Source organism: Pseudomonas sp. GW823-FHT04A03 (assembly GCF_058796615.1).
Genome location: NZ_JBXAIV010000006.1, coordinates 129711 through 150795, shown reverse-complemented (window position 1 = coordinate 150795; position 21085 = coordinate 129711). Strand labels below are relative to the sequence as shown.

At 61.3% G+C, this 21085-nt stretch carries 20 protein-coding genes; 12 read left to right on the top strand and 8 right to left on the bottom strand.

All coding sequences use genetic code 11. The annotated features are described in order from the left end of the window. Positions 1–3: 3 nt before the first annotated feature. From AC1Q9F_RS17250 to AC1Q9F_RS17235, 4 genes are all read right to left on the bottom strand, one after another. The gene (locus tag AC1Q9F_RS17250) at positions 4–720 is read right to left on the bottom strand and encodes an alpha/beta hydrolase (RefSeq protein ID WP_492620435.1); all 717 of its coding nucleotides are present in this window, start codon (positions 718–720) and stop codon (positions 4–6) included. A 65-nt stretch (positions 721–785) separates the two neighbouring features. Beyond that, positions 786–1898 carry a succinylglutamate desuccinylase/aspartoacylase family protein gene (locus AC1Q9F_RS17245; RefSeq protein WP_492620434.1) on the bottom strand — a complete coding sequence of 371 codons (1113 nt, stop codon included), beginning with the start codon at positions 1896–1898 and terminating at the stop codon, positions 786–788. A gap of 128 nt (positions 1899–2026) precedes the next feature. Next, positions 2027–2806 carry an ABC transporter substrate-binding protein gene (locus tag AC1Q9F_RS17240; RefSeq protein ID WP_007956251.1) on the bottom strand — a complete coding sequence of 260 codons (780 nt, stop codon included), beginning with the start codon at positions 2804–2806 and terminating at the stop codon, positions 2027–2029. A gap of 254 nt (positions 2807–3060) precedes the next feature. Then, complete coding sequence (locus AC1Q9F_RS17235) at positions 3061–3495, bottom strand: rhodanese-like domain-containing protein (protein ID WP_492620433.1); 435 nt, start codon at positions 3493–3495, stop codon at positions 3061–3063. 100 nt (positions 3496–3595) lie between these two features. Here AC1Q9F_RS17235 and ftrA point away from each other — a divergent pair, with 100 nt between their 5' ends. Continuing rightward, positions 3596–4585 carry a transcriptional regulator FtrA gene (gene ftrA, locus AC1Q9F_RS17230; RefSeq protein ID WP_492620432.1) on the top strand — a complete coding sequence of 330 codons (990 nt, stop codon included), beginning with the start codon at positions 3596–3598 and terminating at the stop codon, positions 4583–4585. Here the strand turns inward: ftrA and cobF are convergent. Next, complete coding sequence (gene cobF, locus AC1Q9F_RS17225) at positions 4554–5309, bottom strand: precorrin-6A synthase (deacetylating) (RefSeq protein WP_492620431.1); 756 nt, start codon at positions 5307–5309, stop codon at positions 4554–4556. The two genes, ftrA and cobF, sit on opposite strands and share 32 nt — an antisense overlap. Beyond that, entirely contained in the window at positions 5306–5878 is a 573-nt protein-coding gene (locus AC1Q9F_RS17220; RefSeq protein WP_492620430.1) for a histidine phosphatase family protein, read from the bottom strand. Before AC1Q9F_RS17220 ends, cobF begins: the two co-directional genes overlap by 4 nt. Positions 5879–6198: 320 nt before the next feature. On the opposite strand from AC1Q9F_RS17220, the gene AC1Q9F_RS17215 reads away from it, so the two are divergent. The 8 genes from AC1Q9F_RS17215 to AC1Q9F_RS17180 all read left to right on the top strand — a co-directional run bounded on the left by AC1Q9F_RS17215 (position 6199) and on the right by AC1Q9F_RS17180 (position 14456). Further along, on the top strand, positions 6199–7053 hold the full coding sequence (locus tag AC1Q9F_RS17215) for a MurR/RpiR family transcriptional regulator (protein ID WP_207985704.1): 855 nt from the start codon (positions 6199–6201) through the stop codon (positions 7051–7053). A 2-nt stretch (positions 7054–7055) separates the two neighbouring features. Further along, complete coding sequence (locus AC1Q9F_RS17210) at positions 7056–7700, top strand: cysteine hydrolase family protein (RefSeq protein WP_492620429.1); 645 nt, start codon at positions 7056–7058, stop codon at positions 7698–7700. Then, on the top strand, positions 7697–9028 hold the full coding sequence (locus tag AC1Q9F_RS17205) for a type I glutamate--ammonia ligase (RefSeq protein WP_492620428.1): 1332 nt from the start codon (positions 7697–7699) through the stop codon (positions 9026–9028). The genes AC1Q9F_RS17210 and AC1Q9F_RS17205 overlap by 4 nt, the downstream gene beginning before the upstream one ends. Then, positions 9012–9764, top strand: a complete 753-nt coding sequence (locus AC1Q9F_RS17200; RefSeq protein WP_492620427.1) for an N-formylglutamate amidohydrolase — start codon at positions 9012–9014, stop codon at positions 9762–9764. The genes AC1Q9F_RS17205 and AC1Q9F_RS17200 overlap by 17 nt, the downstream gene beginning before the upstream one ends. Before the next feature lie 87 nt (positions 9765–9851). Then, positions 9852–11201: an APC family permease gene (locus AC1Q9F_RS17195; RefSeq protein ID WP_085686274.1), complete on the top strand. Its 1350-nt coding sequence runs from the start codon at positions 9852–9854 to the stop codon at positions 11199–11201. 118 nt (positions 11202–11319) lie between these two features. Further along, positions 11320–12336 (top strand): arginine N-succinyltransferase, encoded by a 1017-nt coding sequence (locus AC1Q9F_RS17190; protein WP_492620426.1) that lies wholly within the window; start codon positions 11320–11322, stop codon positions 12334–12336. Positions 12337–12391: 55 nt separating this feature from the next. Beyond that, positions 12392–13426 carry an arginine N-succinyltransferase gene (gene astA, locus AC1Q9F_RS17185; protein ID WP_007956239.1) on the top strand — a complete coding sequence of 345 codons (1035 nt, stop codon included), beginning with the start codon at positions 12392–12394 and terminating at the stop codon, positions 13424–13426. Between the two features lie 160 nt (positions 13427–13586). Beyond that, entirely contained in the window at positions 13587–14456 is an 870-nt protein-coding gene (locus AC1Q9F_RS17180; RefSeq protein ID WP_007956238.1) for an isocitrate lyase/PEP mutase family protein, read from the top strand. Positions 14457–14544: 88 nt separating this feature from the next. On the opposite strand, the gene AC1Q9F_RS17175 is transcribed toward AC1Q9F_RS17180, so the two are convergent. After that, a complete protein-coding gene (locus tag AC1Q9F_RS17175; protein ID WP_127797590.1) occupies positions 14545–15780 on the bottom strand; it encodes a M20/M25/M40 family metallo-hydrolase in 1236 nt (411 codons plus the stop codon). Between the two features lie 84 nt (positions 15781–15864). After that, complete coding sequence (locus AC1Q9F_RS17170; RefSeq protein ID WP_492620425.1) at positions 15865–16938, bottom strand: diguanylate cyclase; 1074 nt, start codon at positions 16936–16938, stop codon at positions 15865–15867. Between the two features lie 190 nt (positions 16939–17128). Between AC1Q9F_RS17170 and AC1Q9F_RS17165 the strand changes: the two genes are divergently transcribed. From AC1Q9F_RS17165 to hglS, 3 genes are all read left to right on the top strand, one after another. Next, on the top strand, positions 17129–18583 hold the full coding sequence (locus AC1Q9F_RS17165; protein ID WP_492620424.1) for a flavin-containing monooxygenase: 1455 nt from the start codon (positions 17129–17131) through the stop codon (positions 18581–18583). 16 nt (positions 18584–18599) lie between these two features. Continuing rightward, positions 18600–19538: an alpha/beta fold hydrolase gene (locus tag AC1Q9F_RS17160; RefSeq protein WP_007956226.1), complete on the top strand. Its 939-nt coding sequence runs from the start codon at positions 18600–18602 to the stop codon at positions 19536–19538. Between the two features lie 111 nt (positions 19539–19649). Continuing rightward, on the top strand, positions 19650–21035 hold the full coding sequence (hglS, locus tag AC1Q9F_RS17155) for a 2-oxoadipate dioxygenase/decarboxylase HglS (RefSeq protein ID WP_492620423.1): 1386 nt from the start codon (positions 19650–19652) through the stop codon (positions 21033–21035). Positions 21036–21085 lie beyond the last annotated feature (50 nt).

The following is a 21085-nucleotide window of genomic DNA, read 5'->3' as shown; positions in this document are numbered from 1 at the left end:
TGCTCAGGGATTGAGTTGCTGCAACCAGTCGTTCAAATCCCGAAGTTCGGCCGCGCTGATGCTGTGGCCGACGCCGGGATAGGCATGAAATTGCGGTTTGTACGACAGCTTCTGCAACAACGCATCGGCCTCGGTGCCACCGCTGTAAGGCACACGATCATCCGCTGTGCCGTGGCCGATGAAGATTTCCAGCGGTGGATGCTGTTGCTCTGACTTCAGCTCGCTCTTGAGCACCGGCAACACCCGCCCGCTCAACGCTGCAATACCACCCACTGCCGCCGGCTGCCGCAGTCCGACCTCATAGGTCATCATCGCGCCCTGGCTAAAACCGATCAGGTACACCTTCTCCGGTTGCGCGTGATATTTCTGCGCCGCAGCGGCGATAAAGGCCCGCAGTTTCTGGCTGCTGACCTTCAGATCATCGGTCTCGCCGTTGTAGGCTCCTTCGCCTTTCTTGCGAAACCACTGGAAACGCCCTTCCCCCAATGCCATCGGTGCCTGCACCGACAGGTAATTGTACTGCTTGGGCAGCTGAAATTTCATACCGATCAAGTCTGCTTCGTTGCTGCCATAGCCATGCAGGAAAATCACCAGCGGACGCTGTTCGGCGTCCGGGTGCACCTGGGCCAGGTAGTTGAGCGGCAGATCGTTTTGCAGCGAGGTCTGAGCCTGAACGGCAGTGGACGCGAGCAGCGTCAACAGCGCAAACACCTTCAACATAAGCCTTCCTTCACACAGTGCAGGGTTCGGGGCAGAGCCTAACACTGTGATCCGAGGATGGGGTGTCAGTCGTTGATCAGCTTTCCAACTCGAATCGGCTCGCGCCCCGCCACCTTCGCCTGCCAGATGCCCGGCTGGGTGTAGCGTCCGCGATCGATGGCAAACAACACGCCGCTGGTGCCTGCGCGCACGGTGGTCACGCGATCATTCAACGGATCGACCACTTCGAACAACGCATCGCCGCGCTCGACCCATTCACCGGCATCGCGCAGGAAACTCACCACGCCATGATGCGGTGCGAACAGGTATTCGGTGCCTTCGAACGGCATGCCTTCGCAGCATTCTTCCGGCGCTTTCGGCCACTCACCGCTGATGAAGCCCTGCTCGGCCAGGAAGCCCAGGATCGCCTCGCAATTGGCCTGAGCCTGATCGACGCGGGTGTCGCCCATGCTGCCCAGTTCCAGGGTGGTGGCGAGGTTGGCCGGTGGAATCGCCGCGTTCGGGAAGGCCCGGGCCAGACGCAACCATGGCGAGGAGCAGGATTCGTCGAACGAGCTGCCGCCGGAGTCTTCGCACAACAACGCCACACCAGCCTTCAGTCGTGCGGCGAGGGACTGCCACTGCGGCCAGTGCTGCGGCAGTGCGTAAATATGAATCGCGGCGTCAAAATCGCAATGCAGGTCGAGGGTGATGTCGGCCTCACAGGCGTGACGCAGCAACAGACGGTGCAGTGCTTCCAGTTGAGAGGCCGGGGCTGGCAGTTCGTCGAGGACCTGGCCCATGGTCTGACGGATCAGCGCGATGTTGGTTTCCGCATCGCTGCCCAACTGATTCCCGATGCGCTCGGCCACCGGCGCACTGAGTTCGACGAAGGAGCGGTTGAAGTTCTTGCCGCTGCCCAGCTCGAAACGCCCCATGTGGCTGCCTTGCAGGTGCTGATCGAGGCCGATCGGGTTGGCCACCGGCACCAGTTCGATCACGCCTTGCAATTGGCCGTTGGTTTCCAGTTCGGCCAGGCGCTTTTTCAGTTCCCACGCGGTGCGCATGCCCGGCAGTTCATCGGCGTGCAGGCTGGCCTGGATGTAGACTTTGCGCGGGCCGGCGCCGTAACGGAACACGCTCAGGGAACGTTCGCTGCCCAAGTGGCTCCAGGGCAGAAGATGATCGATGCGTTGCATGGGGAACTCCGGAAATTCTGTGGTCGCTGCCAACGCAGTGACCGCATTGAAAATGTGCTGACAGGATAAATCACGGGCGAAAAAAAAGTGGCCACCGAATGAACGGGGCCACTTTTTTCTACGGCGTATTAATGGCCGTACACGTCAAAGTCGAAGTACTTGTCCTGCACTTGCTTGTACTTGCCGTTGGCGCGGATTTCGTTGATGGCGGTGTTGAATTTCTCCGCCAGCTCGGTATCGCCTTTACGCACCGCGATACCGGCGCCGCCGCCGAAGTACTTGGCGTCTTCGTAGGTCGGGCCGACGAATTCGAAGCCTTTGCCGGCGTCGGTTTTCAGGAAGCCGTCGCTCAGGTTGACCGAGTCGGCCAGCATCGCGTCGATACGACCGGACACCATGTCCAGGTTGGCTTCCTGCTGCGAGCCGTAACGCACCAGCTCGATCCCGGCCGGCACCAGCACTTCGGTCGCGTAACGGTCGTGGGTACTGGCACGCAGCACGCCGACTTTCTTGCCTTTGAGCTCAACCAGCGGGTCTTTCACGCCCGAGCCAGCCTTCATCACGAAGCGCGCCGGGGTGTGGTAGTACTTGATGGTGAAATCGACGTTTTTCTTGCGGTCGTCAGTGATGGTCATCGAGGACAGGATCGCGTCGATCTTCTTCACTTTCAGCGCCGGGATCAGGCCGTCGAACTCTTGCTCGACCCAGGTGCATTTGACTTTCATCTGCTCACACAGCGCATCGCCGATGTCCACGTCGAAACCGGCCAGTTTGCCGTCAGGGGTTTTCATCGAGAATGGCGGGTAACCGGCTTCGATACCGATACGGATCGGTTTGGCGTCTTCGGCCACGGCGGTCAGGGACAACATCGACAGTGCCAGGGCACCGAACATAACCAGCTTTTTCATTTATTACTCCCGTGTGCGGAGGCTTTTATTGGCAGCTTTCGATTGTCAGGTTCGGCCTTGGGCTGTGTAGCGCAAAGAAACCGAAGTGGCCGGCAGTCTATGGCGGCGCGCACGGGGCAAATTGTGTTTAAGCGACAAATACTTACAGAAAATCGGCGAGTGCCATCACGTGGGAAAAGTGTGCGCCAGAGCGGTGCAAGGGTTGTAGGACAAAGCCGACAAAAGGTGCCGCCGAAGCGGCAACCTTCTGGCTATCAGCAGTCGCAAGCGATCGGCGCAGTGGCGACGCGTGGTGTCGCAACACTCAACTGAAAGCCTTCATCCAGCCAGCCGGTCACCCCGCCGATCATCTCCTTGACCGGATAACCCAAGGCAGCCAGCTTCACCGCGGCCTTGTTCGCGCCATTACAGTGAGGTCCGGCGCAATAAACCACGAACAGTGTGTTTTTCGAGTAGTCCGCCAGCCCTTCCGCTGTCAGCAAACGCCCGGGAATATTGATCGCCCCAGGCACATGGCCGCGCTCGAAGGCCAGCGGCCCGCGCACGTCCACCAGCACAAAGTCGACTTCGCCGGCTTCCTGGCTGCTGAAGACGTCGGAACAATCGGTTTCGAAGGTCAGACGGTTGCTGAAATGCATCAGGGCAATGGCCGAAGGGGCAGCAGGAATTTCGCGAACCAGGCTGGGCATGTTGAATCACTCCTTTGTCTGTGGGGATGAACAGACTTTATCGAGCCGCCGCTTGCCGCTACAGTGGCGCACAAGACACTCACCGGGAATTTTCCGCCAAATGCCTGATTCACCTGGATTGGTCGCGATTCTGGCCTACGACGGCCTCTGCACATTCGAGTTCGGCATCGCCGTGGAGATCTTCGGCCTGGCTCGACCGGAGTTCGATTTTCCGTGGTACGAGCACTGCATTACAGCGGTCGATCAAGGCCCGATGCGCGCCATGGGCGGGATCCAGGTGCTGGCGGACGGTGGTCTGGAGATATTGGCGGATGCACGCACCATCATCATTCCCGGCTGGCGCGACCGCAGTGCGCCGGTGCCGGAAGCCTTGCTGGAAGCATTGCGTGCTGCCCATTCACGCGGCGCCCGGTTGCTGTCGATCTGCTCGGGCGTGTTTGTTCTGGCGGCCAGCGGCCTGCTCGACGGACACGGCGCCACCACTCACTGGCGCTACACATCCGAGCTGGCCGAGCGCTTCCCGGCGATCGATGTCGACCCGGACGTGCTTTACGTCGATTCCGGCCAATTGATTACTTCGGCCGGCAGCGCAGCGGGGATCGACGCCTGCCTGCACCTGGTGGCGCGGGACTTCGGCACTCAGATCGCCAACTCGGTGGCGCGACGGCTGGTGATGTCGCCGCAGCGCACCGGAGGTCAGGCGCAATTCATTCCGACACCGGTCAGCCCGACGCCGCGCAGCGATCTGTCGCGCGTGATGCAGTGGGCCCGCGAGCGCCTGCACGAACCGCTGGAAGTGCGCGATCTGGCCAGCGAAGCGGCGATGAGCGAGCGCACTTTCCTGCGCAAATTCACGGAAGCCAGCGGCCAGTCACCCAAGACCTGGCTGCAACACGAACGACTGGCCCGGGCCCGGGAATTGCTGGAAAGCACACCGCAGAACACCGAGCAGATCGCCCTGCGCTGTGGTTATCGCTCGGTGGAAAGCTTTCGTGTGGCGTTTCGCAGTGTGGTCGGGGTGCCGCCGTCGGTATATCGCGAGCGCTTCGGTCGCGAGATCAAGGCTTGCGCAACAGATAGGTGTCCATGATCCAGCCATGCTCGGCACGGGCAGCTTTGCGCACCCGTTCGATCTCATCGGCAACGTCGCCGAGCTTGCCATGGATAAGGATTTCATCCGGTGTGCCGAGGTAGGCGCCCCAGTAAATCTCGGTCTCCTGATCCGCCACCCGATGGTAGGAATCTTCCGCGTCGAGCATCACCACCAGACTGTCCGTATCGCTCACCTGCCCCGCCGCCAGGCGTCGGCCGGTGGTGATTTCAATCGAGCGGCCGATGGTGTTCAACGGCACCTTGTGTTGTGCCGCCAGGGCCTGAACGCTGGTGATGCCGGGAATGACTTCGAATTCAAACGCACATCGCCCCGAGGCCAGAATCGCCTGCAGGATGCGAATCGTGCTGTCGTACAACGCCGGATCGCCCCACACCAGAAAACCGCCGCACTGCCCGTCAGACAATTCGTCATTGATCAGCCGTTCGAAGGTTTGCTGCTTGGCGCGGTTCAGATCATCGACGCTGGCGCTGTAGTCCACATCGCCGCGCTCGCGTTCCGGGCTGTGGGCTTCGGCGAAACGGTACGTACGATCAGTGATGTAGCGCTCACAGATTTCTCGCCGCAGGTCGATCAGCTTGTCCTTGCTCTGGCCCTTGTCCATCAGGAAAAACACGTCCACCCGGTTCAGCGCCTTCACCGCCTGCATCGTGATGTAGTCCGGGTTACCGGCACCGATGCCGATCACCAGCAATCGCTTCATTGCTCTGCTCCTTCCAGGCTCATGCCGGATAAGCGTAGCCGCCAGTGCCCGGTAAACTGCAGATCGACCGCCGCCAGCGGCTCGACATCAATGCTGTGAAACGCCTCGCCCTGCACGACCTGCATCAATGCAGCACGAATCACGAACGGATGGGTGACCGCCACCACGTGTCCCGGCGTGGTTTGCAGTGAAAACAGCCACGCCGCCACTCGCTCGCGCAGTTGCGCCACCGACTCGCCGCCATGGGGTGCGGCGTGCAGATCCTCGAGCCAGGCTTGCAATGCTTCGGGTTCGTTGCGTTGCAAGTCCTTGATCGACTGACCTTGCCAGCGTCCCCAATCGCAATCACGCAGGGCCTGATCGATATGCGCTTCAGGACCAAACCACGCCGCCGTCTGGCGGGTGCGCAGCTCCGGGCCGCAAATCAGCCGTGAAGCTGTGTCGAAACGCGAAGCCAGCGAGCAGGACGCTAGCCCCGTTTCTTCAACAGGTTCGTTCGTAGGAAAACACGCCAATTTTTGTGCGACGGTTCTGGCATGGCAGATCAATGTCAAACGGGTGGTCTGCACGGGAAGTCACTCGGCTGGAAAACATGACGGTCATCGGCGAAATCGCTGATGCAGCGGCAATTGTGCCGTAAACCGGGAGGCTACGGGCAAGTCGATTGAGCAATCCGAGCATGAGAAAGCGGCAATGTCTGACACCACTATGGGCAATGGACTACAAGCGTGATCGACATCCGTGTAACCCTTGCGTTACGGGCATCCCGCCCCATTTTGGGGCTCGGTTTAAACGCCGAAAAATTCGCTAGACATGTAGCGTCAGTTACATAAATACTGTTTTAACGGATTGTGAAGCGAATTCAACACCCCATCCAGCAGGAGCCCGGATGCCCCCTTTAAGAGACCTGATCACCGACCCCGGCCTTGACCTGACGCCGTCGGAGCGCAAAGTCGTTCGCGCCTTGCTCGATCAGTATCCACGCAACGGGCTTGGCCCGATGGCACGCCTGGCCGAACATGCCGGCGTCAGCGATCCAACCATCGTGCGGCTGGTGAAAAAGCTCGGCTTCGGCGGTTACGCTGAATTCCAGGACGCCCTGCTCAGCGACATGGACCATCGCCTGCGCTCGCCGCGCACCCTGTTGCAGCCGCGCTCGCATCAGAACAAGGACGATGCCTGGAGTCACTATCTGGCTCACAGCCACAACCTGCTGGCCGAAACCCAGGCCCTGACTCAACCGGAAGATGTGCGAATTCTGGCCGACTGGCTGCTCGACACCCGGCATCAGGTCTACTGCTTCGGCGGACGTTTCAGCAGCCTGATGGCGACTTACCTGCTCAATCATTTGCGTCTGCTGCGCCCCGGTTGCTTTGCGCTGGAAGACAACGCGCAACTGCCCGACCGCCTGTTCGACCTGCAACGTCAGGACGTGGTGCTGGTGTTCGACTATCGCCGCTACCAGACCCAGGCTCTGCGTGTGGCGAGCGCGGCGAAGAACAGCAACGCTCGCGTCGTGCTGTTCACCGACATCTATGCCTCGCCGCTGCGCGAACTGGCCGACATGATCATCAGCGCTCCGGTGGAGTCGGCCTCGCCGTTCGACACCATGGTCCCGGCGCTGGCCCAGGTTGAAGCGCTGATCGCTTGCCTGACCCTGCGCTGCCCGGACCTGGCCGATCGCCTGGAAGGCATCGATGCCCTGCGCAACAACTTCGACACCCACTTGCTGGAGGATAAATAAGGATGTTCAGCCTTCCCCATCGCTCGCCACGGGACCTGCCGTTTGTCACCGACCACACCGCCCTGTTGCTGGTGGACATGCAGCGCGCCTGGCTCGAGCCGCAGTTCGACCCGCACCTCGAAGGCCCGGACGCCGCGTACTTCCTCAACCGCACGCGCTCGCAAGTGGTACCCAATCAGGTTCGCCTGCTCAACGCCTTCCGCAACGCACGGCAGAACGTGCTGCACACCCTGATCGAAAGCCTGACCGCCGACGGCCGCGACCGCTCGCTGGATCACAAACTGTCGGACATGCACCTGCCCAAGGGCAGCCCGCAGGCACAGGTCATCGCCGAACTGACTCCGGTGGAAAACGAAATCGTGCTGCCGAAGACATCCTCCGGAGTCTTCAACTCGACCAACATCGACTACGTGCTGCGCAATCTGGAAACCCGTCACCTGATCATCGCCGGCATCGTCACCGACCAGTGCGTGGACATGGCCGTACGCGACGCCGCCGACCGTGGCTACCTCGTCACTCTGGTGGCAGACGCCTGCGCGACCTACACCGAAACACGCCACGACGCCTGTCTGAACGCGATCAAGGGCTACTGCTGGATCACCGACACCGACACCGTTCTCGGCCGGTTGCAGGAGATGCATCCATGAGCGAACGCCTGTCGCCGTTGCCGATGACCACCATCGTCACCACCGACCTGATCGGCGTCACCCGTGGCCGTTCGTTTCCCACCGATGAGTTGGAGCATTATCAGGCCGCCGGTTGCGGCTGGGTGCCGGCCAACAGCGCGCTGACGCCGCAGGACATTATCGCCTCGACCAGCCCGTGGGGCGCTTATGGCGATCTGCGGCTGATTCCCGATCTGGCCAGCCGCGTCACCGTCGGCAACGGCCCGGATGCCGCAGCACCAGCGCTGGATTTCATCCACGGCGACATCCGCGAAACCGATGGCCGACCATGGGCAGCCTGCCCGCGCACGCTGTTGCGCAATGAGGTCGAGCGCTATCGCGATGAACTCGGCTTGCAGGTCAACGCAGCGTTCGAACACGAATTCAATCTGCACGCCGGGTTTGCCGAACACCTGGCGTTCTCGCTCGAAGCCCAGCGCCAGGGCGCCGAATTCGGTGGCTGGCTGCTCAGCGCGTTGCGCGCCGGGGGCATCGAGCCGGAAATGTTCCTGCCCGAATACGGCAAGCATCAATACGAAATCACCTGCCGCCCGACCCTTGGCGTGGCGGCGGCGGATCGCGCGGTGAACGTGCGCGAGATCACCCGCGAAATCGCCCGGCAGATGGGCCTGGATCTGAGCTTTGCGCCGAAGACTGCGGCCGACGCGGTGTGCAACGGCGTGCACCTGCACATCAGCCTGCTCGATCTGGCCGGCCAGCCAATGCTTTACGACGCGGGCACCAGCAATGGTCTGTCGACCCTCGGCCAGCACTGGGCGGCGGGCGTGCTGCATTACTTGCCGGCGCTGTGCGCGTTCACTGCACCGACGCCGGTGTCGTATGAACGTTTGCAGCCGCACCACTGGAGCGCGTCCTACGCATGCCTCGGCCAGCAGAACCGCGAAGCGGCGCTGCGCATCTGCCCGACCGTGAGCCTGGGCAACAAGCCCGTGGCGAAGCAATACAACCTGGAATTCCGCGCCATGGACGCCACCGCCTCGCCGCATCTGGCAATGGCCGCGCTGCTGATCGCCGGACGTCTGGGCATCGAGCAGCGTCTGGCGCTGAACGCGATCACTGATGAAATCCCTGATTCACTCAATGACGAACAACGCAAGGCCCGGGGCATCGTTGCCCTGCCCGCCTCCCTGGCCCAGGCACTGGATTGCCTGCGTCGCAGTGAAGCGCTGGTCGAAGCGCTGCCAACCGCGTTGCTCGAAACCTTTTTCGCCCTTAAAACCGAGGAACTGGCGCTGACGGAACAGCTCTCGCCCGCTGATCTATGTGAGCACTATGCACGCCTGTACTGAATCCGCCGAGCTTGGGTTGTACACCCGACCGGTCTACAACCTGAGTCGTGAAGATTCGACGCACCCGCTGATTCTGGTGTGCGAACACGCCAGCCGCTACATCCCCGAGGCCCTGAACAATCTGGGCCTGGATGAAACGGCGGCGCGCGAACACATTGCCTGGGACATCGGTGCCCTGGCGCTGGCCGAGCAACTGTCGGAGCAACTGGGTGCAACGTTGCTGAGCGCCAACTATTCGCGCCTGCTGATCGACCTCAACCGCCCCCGGCATGCGCCCGACAGCATCCCGGCGCAGAGCGAGATCTATCAGGTGCCGGGCAACCGCGAGCTCGACGAAGCGACCCGCGAATACCGTCGCCAGTGCCTGTTCAAGCCGTTTCACACACGGCTGCAACAACTGATCGATGCACGTCTGGCCGAAGGTCGGCCGGTACGGGTGGTAGGGATTCACAGTTTCACCCCGGTGTACTACGGCCAGCCGCGCGAGCTGGAAGTCGGCGTGCTGTTCGGTCAGGCCCGGGCCTATGCCCAACGGATGCTCGACGGTCTGGAACGACATCCGCTGAAAGTCGCCGGCAACCAGCCGTACAAGATCGACCCGCTGGGCGACATGACCGTGCCGGTACACGGCGATGCCCGGGGTCTGGAGTCGGTGTTGATCGAAGTGCGCAACGACCTGCTGCGCAGCCCGGAAGCGGTGACCCGCTGGGCGAATTATCTGGCTCCATTGCTGTAAGGATTGTTGTAACCACTGCTGACGCTGTAAACGACGGACCGATATAACAACTAAAACGACCGATTGGCTGACAAGGAGTTGCGCTTCATGGAAATAGAAGAGTTCGGCTACAAACAGGAGTTGAAACGTAGCCTGACACTGACCGATCTGGTGGTGTACGGGATGATCTTCATGATCCCCATCGCCCCGTTCGGCGTGTATGGCTACGTCAACGCCGAGGCACCGGGGATGGTGCCTCTGGCGTACATCATCGGCATGGTGGCGATGGTTTTCACTGCGCTGAGTTACGGCAGCATGGCCCGGGCCTTTCCGATCGCCGGATCGGTGTATTCCTACGCGCAACGGGGCCTGAATCAACACGTCGGTTTCATCGCCGGCTGGCTGATGCTGCTCGATTACCTGCTGATTCCGCCGCTGCTTTACGTCTACGCAGCGATGGCGCTCAACCATTTGTACCCGGACATCCCGAAGGTCGGGTTCATTCTGGCGTTTTTGGTCAGTGCGACCTTCGTCAACCTGCGCGGTATCACCTTCACCGCCCGCATGAACATCCTGTTCCTGCTGGCACAACTCGTGGTGCTGGGGATTTTCCTGTTCTACGCTTGGAATGCCCTGCACAACGGTGGCGGCAACGGTCAATTGACCCTGGCGCCGCTGTATCACCCGGAAACCTTCAACTTCGCCCTGCTGATGCAAGCGGTGTCGATTGCGGTGCTGTCGTTCCTCGGCTTCGATGCGATCTCCACCCTCGCCGAAGAGATCAAGGGCGATCCGGGCCGCAGCGTCGGCAAAGCGGCACTGATCACTCTGGTGGTGATGGGTGTGATTTTCGTCGCGCAAACCTGGATCGCTACCGATCTGGCAGCCGGCATGGGCTTCAAGTCCGCCGACACCGCGTTCTATGAAATCGCCGAAATCGCCGCTGGCAGCTGGCTCGCAACCTTGACCGGCGTGGCCACGGCCCTGGCCTGGGGCGTGGCGGTGGCGATCACTTCGCAAGCCGCAGTCTCGCGCCTGCTGTTCGGCATGGCCCGCGACGGCAAGCTGCCGAAGGTGCTGGCCAAGGTGCATCCGAAACACAACACGCCGTACCTGAGCATTTATCTGGTGGCCGTGCTGTCGCTGGTGATCTGCTACCTGTTCATCAATTCGGTGGACACCCTGACCTCGCTGGTCAACTTCGGCGCCCTGAGCGGCTTCATGCTGCTGCACCTGACCGTGATCAATTACTACTGGCGCCGGCAGAAATCCGGCCAGGTGATCCGTCATCTGATCTGCCCGGTGATCGGTTTCATCATCGTCGCGGCCATCATGTACAACATGGGCGTCGATGCACAGAAACTCGGCCTGATCTGGATCGCACTGGGTCTGGTGTACCTGTTCTTCCTGAACAAGCTCGGCGCCAGTACCGCGCTGCCTGACCCGAGCAATGGCTGACAAGAAAAAGAGTGGCGTCTGACAACAAATCAGGCGACCGCCGCTTTAACGCGTGGAAACCGACAGTGATAGTCAGGTTCGGCGAATGGGCCGAACCTTTTGATACAGGAGTGCATCCATGCTGGTCTTACGTCCAGTCGAGCCAACCGACCTGCCTCAATTGCAACAATTGGCGCGCGACAGCCTGGTGGGCGTCACATCCCTGCCGGACGACAGCGAGCACCTTGGCGAAAAAATCGCCGCGTCCTGCGCCTCGTTCGACAGCGATGCGGCCGCTCAGGGCCCGGAGAACTACTTCTTCGTGCTGGAAGACAACGATAGCCATCGACTGGTCGGCTGCTCGGAGATCCTCGCCACCGCGGGTTTCAACGAGCCGTTCTACAGCCTGCGCAACCGCCACTTCACCAGTGCCTCGCGAGAGCTGAACATCGAACACGGCGTGCCGGCGCTGTCGCTGTGTCACGACCTCAGCGGGCATACGCTGTTGCGCGGTTTTCACATCGATGAAGCGCTGGTGCGCACGCCGTTTTCCGAATTGCTGTCGCGGGCACGCCTGCTGTTCATCGCCGCTCACGCGCCGCGATTTGCCGAAGCAGTGATCACCGAAATCGTCGGCTACAGCGACGCTCAAGGCCATTCACCGTTCTGGGATGCGCTGGGCAAACATTTCTTCGACCTGCCCTACGTCGAGGCCGAACGCCTGTGCGGTTTGCAGAGCCGTACGTTTCTCGCCGAACTGATGCCGCAATACCCGATCTACGTGCCGATGCTGCCGCAAGCCGCGCAGGACTGCATCGGCCGCATCCACCCGGACGGCCAGGAAGCCTTCGACATCCTCGAGCGCGAGGGTTTTGAAACCAACAGCTACATCGACCTGTTCGATGCCGGCCCGACCTTGTATGCACGCACCGCCAACATCCGTTCGATCGCGCAGAGCCAGACAGTCACGGTTCAGGAGGAACCGCTGATCGATGCTCGCGGTCGCTATCTGGTGAGCAACGATGCTCTGCATGGCTTTCGGGCGGTGGTCGCCGAGCTGGATTTCCAGCCCGGTCAGCCCCTGGCGCTCGATCCGGCCCTGTGCGCGGCGCTGAACGTCCGCGCTGGCGGCACGATCCGGGTCATCGCTCTGTGAACCGCGCCCCTACCCAACGACAGTGCCCGAGCAGGCGCGCAAAAGGAGTTGCAGCATGATTGTCCGTCCGGTTCAAGTCAGCGACCTGCCAGCGTTGATGACGCTGGTGCAACAGGCCGGGCCGGGGTTCACCACCCTGCCCGCCAACGAAGATCGCCTGGCCCACCGGGTACGCTGGGCCCAACGCGCCTTCGCCGAACAGGTCGAGCGGGCCGATGCCGATTACCTGTTCGTGCTTGAAGACGACGAGCAGCGAGTGGTCGGGGTCAGCGCCCTGGCCGGGGCCGTCGGCCTGCGTGAGCCCTGGTACAACTATCGGGTAGGGCTGACCGTCAGCTCGGCGCCGGATCTGGGCATCCAGCGGCAGATCCCGACGCTGTTCCTCAACAACGAACTGACCGGCCAATCGGAACTGTGCTCGCTGTTCCTGCGCCACGACCAGCGCCACGGCAGCAATGGACGACTGCTATCGCTGGGGCGCTTGCTGTTTGTCGCCGAATTCCCGCACCTGTTCGGCGAGAAGATGATCGCCGAACTGCGCGGCAGTGCCGACGAGCAAGGCTGTTCACCGTTCTGGGACAGTCTGGGCCGGCACTTCTTCCAGATGGACTTCAGCCATGCTGACCATCTGTCCGGGCTGGGCAACAAGGCCTTCATCGCCGAACTGATGCCGCGTCAGCCGCTGTACACCTGCCTGCTCACCGAACAGGCCCAGGCCGTGATCGGTCAGGCCCACCCCAACACCGAGCCGGCACTGAAAATTCTTCAGTCCGAGGGTTTCGCTCACAAAGGCTACATCGACATCTTCGACGGTGGCCCGGTGATCGAAGCACCGATCCGCAGCATCCGCACCGTGCGCGACAGCCTGGAACTGACCCTGAGCATCGGCACCCCGGACGATCAGGCACCGCTGTGGCTGATCCACAACCGCCGTCTGGAAAACTGCCGCATCACCGTCGCGCCGGGACGTCGGGTCGGCAGCAGTCTGGTGATCGACCGCCTCACTGCCAAACGCCTGCAATTGCAGCCGGGCAACTCGGTGCGGGCGGTGCCGCTGCCCAATCAACAGCAGCAGGCGGTGGCGGCCTGAGCGCCTCTGCCTGCTGCAAGAAAGCCTGAACAGGATTTTCCTGGTTAACTTCCTCGTTAATTCGTCATGATCCTTGACCCATTGGCGTGATAGCCTTTTCACCTTCGGCGTTGACACCTTTGCTCAAGCCTTTCCATTCCTTTGTATTGGTGGAACTCGTATGACCAGGCTTTCTCATCAAGATTTGCGCCGTAACTTCCGTCAGCTGCTGGCTTCCGACACCTGCTATCACACCGCCTCGGTGTTCGATCCGATGTCCGCCCGCATCGCCGCTGACCTGGGTTTTGAAGTAGGGATTCTCGGCGGCTCGGTCGCCTCGTTGCAGGTCCTGGGCGCTCCGGACTTTGCCCTGATCACCCTCAGCGAATTCGCTGAGCAGGCCACCCGCATTGGCCGCGTCGCCCAATTGCCGGTGATCGCCGACGCCGACCACGGCTACGGCAACGCCCTGAACGTAATGCGCACCATCGTTGAACTGGAACGCGCCGGCGTCGCCGCGCTGACCATCGAAGACACCCTGCTGCCGGCCCAGTTCGGCCGTAAATCCACCGACCTGATCACCGTCGCCGAAGGCGTCGGCAAGATCCGCGCGGCACTGGAAGCCCGGGTCGATTCGGAAATGGCAATCATCGCCCGGACCAATGCCGGTATCCTGCCAAACCAGGAAATCATCAGCCGCACCAAGCAGTATCAAGCTGCTGGCGCTGACGGTATCTGCATGGTGGGTATCCAGGACTTCGACCAGCTCGAGCAAATCGCCGAACACCTGACCGTCCCGCTGATGCTGGTGACCTACGGCAACCCGGCGCTGCGCGACGACAAACGCCTGGCCGAACTCGGTGTGCGCGTCACCATCGACGGCCACGGTGCCTACTTCGCGGCAATCAAGGCGACTTACGACAGCCTGCGCGAACAACGCCAGATCTTCACCCAGGCCTCTGACCTGAGCGCCACCGAACTGACCCACACCTACACCCAGCCTGAGGAATACATCCTCTGGGCCAAGGAATACATGAGCGTCAAAGAGTAACCTCGCACCACGCTACAAAGAGGCAGAGCGGCCCGACGCCATCACGAGTCCACTCGCATGGCGCCCGCCGCGAAACCGCTGCCTGCCGTTACCGTTTCGCCAACTCCATAATCATCCGCGACAACAGATAAATCCGCGGAGCCACACTCTCCACCTCCGCGTATTCCTCCGGCGTATGAATGTTGCCGCCGACAATCCCGAACCCGTCCAGCGTCGGCGTCCCCACCCCGGCCGACAAACTGGCATCCGCCGCCCCGCCGCTACCTTCTTCGGTCAACTTGCGGCCAATCTCACCGTAAATCCCCTGCGCCATCGCCATCAAACGATCCGACTCCGCCGTCTGCGGCATCGGCGGCAAGCCGCGTTGCAATGAAGTCTTCACTTCGGTGTCAGGAATCAGTTTGTCCTGCGACACCCGCGCCAGATCCTTCTCGATCCGGTCGAATTCCTCCGGCACCGCCGCCCGCACGTCAGCCTTGGCCGTGGCCTGATCCGGGATCACGTTGGTGCGGTCGCCGGCCTTGAGCACGGTGAAGTTGATGGTGGTTTTCTTGGCCTCGTCGCCAAGCTTGCCCAGTTGCAGAATCTGGTGCGCCGCCTCCATCGCCGCGTTGCGCCCCAGTTCCGGCGCGACACCGGCGTGGGCAGCCTTGCCCTTGACCTCGACCAGCGCGGTGGCGCTGCCCTTGCGCCACACCACCAGACCATCGGCCGGACGGCCCGGCTCGAGATTGAGGGTGACGTCGTGGAGTTTGGCGGTTTTCTTGATCAGGTCGGTGGCGACGTCCGAACCAGTTTCTTCGCTGGCATCGAGCAGGAAGGTGATTTGCGCGTAGTCCTTGAAGTCGAGGTTCTTGAGGATTTTCAGCGCATAGATGCCGGCGACGATCCCGCCCTTGTCGTCCATCACGCCCGGCCCGTAGGCGCGGCCGTCCTTGATGTGGAACGGTCGCTCGGCGGCGGAGCCTTCCTTGAACACCGTGTCCATGTGCGCCATCAGCAGGATTTTCGCCTTGCCGGTGCCTTTGAGCGTGGCGAGCACGTGGTTGGTTTTTTCCGGGGTGTTGGGCACCAGTTCGATGGTGGCGCCGAGCTTTTTCAGCTCATCGATGGCGATGTCGCTGACTTGCTTGAGCCCCGGTTCATAGCCGGAACCGGAGTCGATATTGACCAGGCGTTCGAGCAGTTTCAGGGCTTCGGGTTTGTATTGCTCGGCGTCGGCCAGCACCTGTTTGTGCGGTTCGGCGAAGGCGCCAGCGGTGGCGAAAGACAGGGTCAGGCCGAGACCGGCGGCCAGCAGGGAACGAGGGAATTTGAACGTCATGAATCAATCCTTGTTTCGTGTCGGGTACTGAACCGTACCTGACATTGCGCCAAGGCTCTATCCCGGATGCGACACCCAATCCGATCAAACCGAATCGAATACCTCGCGCCTAGGCTTGTCGTCGCTGCAGCAGATCACCCGGTTACGCCCGCCGGCCTTGGCTTCGTACAGCGCCTGATCGGCGTCATCGAGCCAGCGTGTCGCATCGCCATGAGCCGGATCGAGCGCCGCCAGACCGATGCTCAAGCTGACTTTCAGCGCCGGGTTCTGTTCGTACACCAGAAAGGAAAAACGCTCACGCAACGCTTCCATCGCCTGCGCCGCATTGAACAGCGGCAAGTCCGGCAGGATCACGCAAAACTCGTCGCCGCCGTAGCGCCCCGCCACATCGGCCATGCGCAGGTTCTGCTTGAGCATCTTGCTCAGCTGACGCAGGACGATATCGCCAGCCACGTGGCCGTAGGTGTCGTTGATCGCCTTGAAGTGGTCGATGTCGATCAGCGCAATCGCGGCACCGGTCTGCTGACGTTTGCAGCGTTCGAATTCGATTTCCAGTTGATCCTTCCAGGCGCCGTGGTTGAGCAGACCGGTGAGGCTGTCGGTGCGGCTCAGGGCCAGCAATTCACGTTTATGCAGGCCAAGCGTGTAGGCCTGGCGAAAGCAGATCCAGCCCAGCGCCAGCGGATACAGCATCAACAGCGGCAGACAGGCATAGAGCTGCGCCGGCGTGGTCATCGGGACGAACGCGGGGGCAAACACCACCAGCCCGACGCCAACGCCAAGCAACTGCGCCGCCGCCCCAGCCAGCAGAAAACGCAGGCCACCGATGGCGACGTTGTTCATCGCCATCATCGAAATGGTCGTGGCACTGGGCAAGGGATTGAAGTGCATGGCGGCGACCCAGAAGCCACCGAGGAAGGCGTCGATCAACAGGTTGCGGTGTTCGGCGTGGTACGGAACCCTCGCCCGGCGCGCCCATTGATACGCGAGGTGCGGCCAGACCAGGCCGTTGAACAGCATCAGCGCCCAGACCCAGGCCGGCGGGTCGAGCGGGTACATCGCGACGCTCACGCACAAAAGCCCCAGTACCAAGCCGAGGGTTCGCGATGTGTAGAGCCTCCTGGCCAGTGAAAGTCCCTTTCCTCCCGTTCTTCCCATAGGGGCCTCGACCACTCGACGGCACTGCGCAGGCCGCAGACCGGATGTGCTGGGAGTCTATCAGGGCGACGTTAAATAGCCATCACCGGCCAGCGGGCCGAATACCCCGTCATCAGCACCACACGGCAGGCAAATGTTTAGCTATACATGAAAGTAGGAAAATGGAAAAAAGACTATAAGAAGGAGGCCCATGCAGACCTATCGAGTGTTGATTATCGGCAGCGGTTTTGGCGGCCAGTGCGCGGCGGTCAATCTGCTCAAGGCCGGTATCGACGATTTTCGCTTGCTGGAGCGTCGGGACTTTTTCGGCGGCACCTGGTGCCAGAACACCTACCCCGGTGCAGCGGTGGATGTGCCGTCGCCGCTGTATTCGCTGTCTTTTGCGCCTTACCGCTGGACCCAGATGTTCGCCGAACAGGCCGAACTGCACCGCTACACCGACCATGTGGTCGAACGCTTCGGCCTGCGCGACCGTGTAGAACTGGAAGCCAACGTCGAGCGCGTCGAATGGGACGACACCGAAAAACGCTGGGCCGTACACACCGGCACCAAGGGCATTTTTTATGCGCAGTTCCTGATCAATGCCACCGGGCCGTTGAGCCAACCGGTTATCCCACACTTCCCCGGTCAGGATCGCTTTCAGGGCAAGACCTTTCATACAAACAATTGGGACCACAGCTACGACTATCACGGTAAACGGGTGGCGATTGTCGGCAGCGGCGCCAGTGCGGCCCAGGTGATTCCGGCGATAGCACCTAAAGTCTCCCGATTACACGTATTTCAGCGCACCGCGCACTGGGTGCTGCCCCGGGCCGATCGTACGTTCGGGCGTTTCCAGCGTTGGCTGCTGGGTCTGAAACCCGCCTACAAACTGCTGCGCTGGATGATCTACTGGCAGTTCGAAACCCGGGTCATCGCCTTCAAATACTCGAAACCGGCGATTCACATGGTGCAGAGCCAGGCGCTGAAGTTTCTCAAACGCCAGGTGACTGACCCCGAGTTGAGGAAAAAACTGACGCCGGACTTCACCATCGGCTGCAAACGGGTGCTGCTCTCCAGCACGTATTATCCGGCACTGACCCGCTCCAACGTCACGTTGCACAGCCGCGAACAAGGCATCGCCAGCCTCGATGAAACCGGCATCGTCACCACGGACGGCCAGCACATCGACGTCGATCTGATCGTCTGGTCGACCGGCTACGACGCCACCGACGGCGTGATTTCCTACCCGGTCAGCGGAAAAAACGCCGTGCAACTGCGCGATGTCTGGGCGCAATATCCGCGCGCCTACCTCGGCACCAGCCTGCCGGACTTTCCCAACCTGTTTATCGTCACCGGGCCGAACACCGGCATTGGCCACACCTCGGCGCTGTTCATCATCGAATCGCAGATGAACTACATCCTCGACTGCATCCGCACCTTGCAGGCCAAAGGTCTGCGCAGCATCGAAGTTCGCCCCGAAGCAGAACGTACCTACACTCAGATGATTCATCGGGAGATGGAACGCACGGTCTGGAAAACCGGCGGCTGCCACAGTTGGTATCAAAGCAGGAGCGGTCACGTGATCGCGATGTTCCCCGGCTTCAGTTTCAGCTACCACCGGTTGACCCGGGCGCTGAAACCGGCCGACCACATTCTGTCTTGAACAAGGAAGACCCACGATGCTTTTGCTGTTTGTCGCCCTCGCGGTTTTCGTGGCCTGGAGCTGGTTGAGTTACCCGGCGGTCGGCCATTGGCTCTACGATCTGAGCGCGGCCCTCGAGGCCAGGCTGTACCGGTTGCACAAGATTGAAGTGCCGATTGCCGAAATGACCGTGTCGACCTGGCAAGGCGGGCCGTATGAAGCGTCGAGCAGCATTCTGATGCTGCACGGCTACAGCGCCGAAAAGAACCTGTGGCTGCGCTTCGCCCGGCATTTTGTCGGGCAGTACCGGGTGATCATCCCGGACCTGGCCGGCCACGGCGAAACCGGCTTCAAGGCCGGCGGCGGCTACGACATCCCGGTGCAGGCCAAGCGCATGATCCAGTTGCTCGACGTCTGCGGCGTCGAGAAAGTCCACGTGATCGGCAACTCCATGGGCGGCTACATCGCCGCGTGGCTGGCGGCAACCTACCCGGATCGCATCGCTTCGGTAGCGCTGATCGACCCGGCCGGCGTCACCGCACCCGAAGCCAGCGACATGGAGCGCCATCTGGCCCGTGGGCACAATCCGTTCCTGATCAATTCCCGGGAAGAATTCCGACGCTTCTATGCCATGACCATGGCCTCGCCGCCATGGGTGCCTGGTCTGGTTCTGGATGCGATCGCCCAGCGTTACGAACAATGTCGCGATGAACTGGAAGAGATCTTCCGGGATTTTCGCGCCAGCCCGCCAATGGAGCCGAAACTGCCGGACATCAAATGCCCGGCGCTGTTGCTCTGGGGTCGCAAGGACCGGTTGATCGACGTCAGCAGCGTGCCCGTGTGGAGCAAAGGCATCAGCAATTTGCGGGTCGATGTCTGGGATGGCGTCGGCCATATGCCGATGGTCGAGCAACCGTCGAACACGGCACGTCTGTATCGCGAGTTCCTGGGGGAGAATTCGCGTCAGGACAGGTAACCGGTCAGTCGTTGGCAGAATGAAGTTCGTAGGATTCTTCGTTTGCCCGCGTCGGCGAAGACTGCGATCTTTTCCGACATCCTTTACGTGACCGTGCCAGGAATTTTTTTCATGACCGTGCAGCCTTTCATCAGCCCCGACCTGATCCGCCAACGCTTCTCCAAAGCGATGTCCGACATGTACCGCGAAGAAGTGCCACTGTACGGCGCGTTGATGGAACTGGTGGAACAGACCAATCGCGACGTGCTGGCACGCGAACCGCAGATCGCCAGCCAACTGCACAGCACCGGAGAAATCGAACGGCTGGACATGGAGCGCCACGGTGCGATCCGCGTCGGCACCGCCACTGAGCTGGCCACCCTCGCCCGCCTGTTCGCGGTGATGGGCATGCAGCCCGTGGGTTATTACGACCTGACACCTGCCGGGGTGCCGGTGCATTCCACGGCATTTCGCGCGGTGCATGAAGATGCGCTGCAGGTCAGCCCGTTCCGGGTGTTCACCTCGTTGCTGCGACTGGAATTGATTGAAAATCCTGAGCTGCGGGCCTTTGCTGAATCGGTGCTGGATAAGCGTTCGATCTTTACACCTTCGGCGCTAAGGCTGATCGAACAGGCCGAGTCCGCTGGCGGACTGAATGAATCCGAGGCCGGGGAATTTGTCCTGCAAGCGCTGGAGACTTTTCGCTGGCACCACAGCGCCACCGTCACCGCTGCGCAATACCAGACCCTCAGCGCTCAGCATCGCTTGATCGCCGATGTCGTCGCCTTCAAGGGCCCGCACATCAACCACCTGACCCCGCGCACGCTGGACATCGACATCGTCCAGGCGCAGATGCCGCAGCATGGCATCACGCCCAAAGCGGTGATCGAAGGCCCACCGCGTCGGCAGCACCCGATCCTGTTGCGTCAGACCAGTTTCAAGGCGCTGGACGAGCCGATCGCCTTCACCGACCAGACGCAAACCCGAGGCAGCCACAGCGCACGCTTCGGTGAAATCGAACAACGCGGCGCGGCGCTCACTCCCAAAGGCCGTGCGTTGTACGACCGACTGCTGAACGCGGCGCGCGATGAACTCGGCGACTTCCCCAACGAAGCCAACGCCTCACGCTATAACGCGCTGATGGCTCAGCATTTCAGCGAATTCCCTGACAGCCTCGATGGCATGCGCGAGCAGGAGCTGGCGTACTTCCGTTATTTCCTGACAGACAAAGGGCTGGCGGCGAGTCGTCCCGCTGATGTTTCGCTGCAAGCATTGTTGCGCGACGGCTATGTGAAAGCCGAACCGCTGGTGTACGAAGATTTCCTGCCAGTGAGTGCGGCGGGAATTTTTCAGTCGAACCTGGGAGACGCGGCGCAGGCGCACTATGGCGAGCATTCCAACCGACAAGCGTTCGAGTTGGCGTTGGGGCGTTCGACCATTGATGAGTTGGGCCTGTATGCCGAAACCCAGCAACGCTCGATCGAGGAATGCCTCGCTGCAATCGCCCGATCCGCGTAAAAAGCGGCGATTGGCCATACTGCGCAAGAAGTTGCGCACTTGTTCCCTGA

What these genes read in the sequence shown, in the direction of transcription:
- AC1Q9F_RS17250 (WP_492620435.1), bottom strand. Translation starts at nt 720, where the DNA reads ATGTTGAAGGTGTTTGCGCTGTTGACGCTGCTCGCGTCCACTGCCGTT.
- AC1Q9F_RS17245 (WP_492620434.1), bottom strand. Translation starts at nt 1,898, where the DNA reads ATGCAACGCATCGATCATCTTCTGCCCTGGAGCCACTTGGGCAGCGAA.
- AC1Q9F_RS17240 (WP_007956251.1), bottom strand. Translation starts at nt 2,806, where the DNA reads ATGAAAAAGCTGGTTATGTTCGGTGCCCTGGCACTGTCGATGTTGTCC.
- AC1Q9F_RS17235 (WP_492620433.1), bottom strand. Translation starts at nt 3,495, where the DNA reads ATGCCCAGCCTGGTTCGCGAAATTCCTGCTGCCCCTTCGGCCATTGCC.
- ftrA (WP_492620432.1), top strand. Translation starts at nt 3,596, where the DNA reads ATGCCTGATTCACCTGGATTGGTCGCGATTCTGGCCTACGACGGCCTC.
- cobF (WP_492620431.1), bottom strand. Translation starts at nt 5,309, where the DNA reads ATGAAGCGATTGCTGGTGATCGGCATCGGTGCCGGTAACCCGGACTAC.
- AC1Q9F_RS17215 (WP_207985704.1), top strand. Translation starts at nt 6,199, where the DNA reads ATGCCCCCTTTAAGAGACCTGATCACCGACCCCGGCCTTGACCTGACG.
- AC1Q9F_RS17210 (WP_492620429.1), top strand. Translation starts at nt 7,056, where the DNA reads ATGTTCAGCCTTCCCCATCGCTCGCCACGGGACCTGCCGTTTGTCACC.
- AC1Q9F_RS17205 (WP_492620428.1), top strand. Translation starts at nt 7,697, where the DNA reads ATGAGCGAACGCCTGTCGCCGTTGCCGATGACCACCATCGTCACCACC.
- AC1Q9F_RS17200 (WP_492620427.1), top strand. Translation starts at nt 9,012, where the DNA reads ATGCACGCCTGTACTGAATCCGCCGAGCTTGGGTTGTACACCCGACCG.
- AC1Q9F_RS17195 (WP_085686274.1), top strand. Translation starts at nt 9,852, where the DNA reads ATGGAAATAGAAGAGTTCGGCTACAAACAGGAGTTGAAACGTAGCCTG.
- AC1Q9F_RS17190 (WP_492620426.1), top strand. Translation starts at nt 11,320, where the DNA reads ATGCTGGTCTTACGTCCAGTCGAGCCAACCGACCTGCCTCAATTGCAA.
- astA (WP_007956239.1), top strand. Translation starts at nt 12,392, where the DNA reads ATGATTGTCCGTCCGGTTCAAGTCAGCGACCTGCCAGCGTTGATGACG.
- AC1Q9F_RS17180 (WP_007956238.1), top strand. Translation starts at nt 13,587, where the DNA reads ATGACCAGGCTTTCTCATCAAGATTTGCGCCGTAACTTCCGTCAGCTG.
- AC1Q9F_RS17175 (WP_127797590.1), bottom strand. Translation starts at nt 15,780, where the DNA reads ATGACGTTCAAATTCCCTCGTTCCCTGCTGGCCGCCGGTCTCGGCCTG.
- AC1Q9F_RS17170 (WP_492620425.1), bottom strand. Translation starts at nt 16,938, where the DNA reads ATGGGAAGAACGGGAGGAAAGGGACTTTCACTGGCCAGGAGGCTCTAC.
- AC1Q9F_RS17165 (WP_492620424.1), top strand. Translation starts at nt 17,129, where the DNA reads ATGCAGACCTATCGAGTGTTGATTATCGGCAGCGGTTTTGGCGGCCAG.
- AC1Q9F_RS17160 (WP_007956226.1), top strand. Translation starts at nt 18,600, where the DNA reads ATGCTTTTGCTGTTTGTCGCCCTCGCGGTTTTCGTGGCCTGGAGCTGG.
- hglS (WP_492620423.1), top strand. Translation starts at nt 19,650, where the DNA reads ATGACCGTGCAGCCTTTCATCAGCCCCGACCTGATCCGCCAACGCTTC.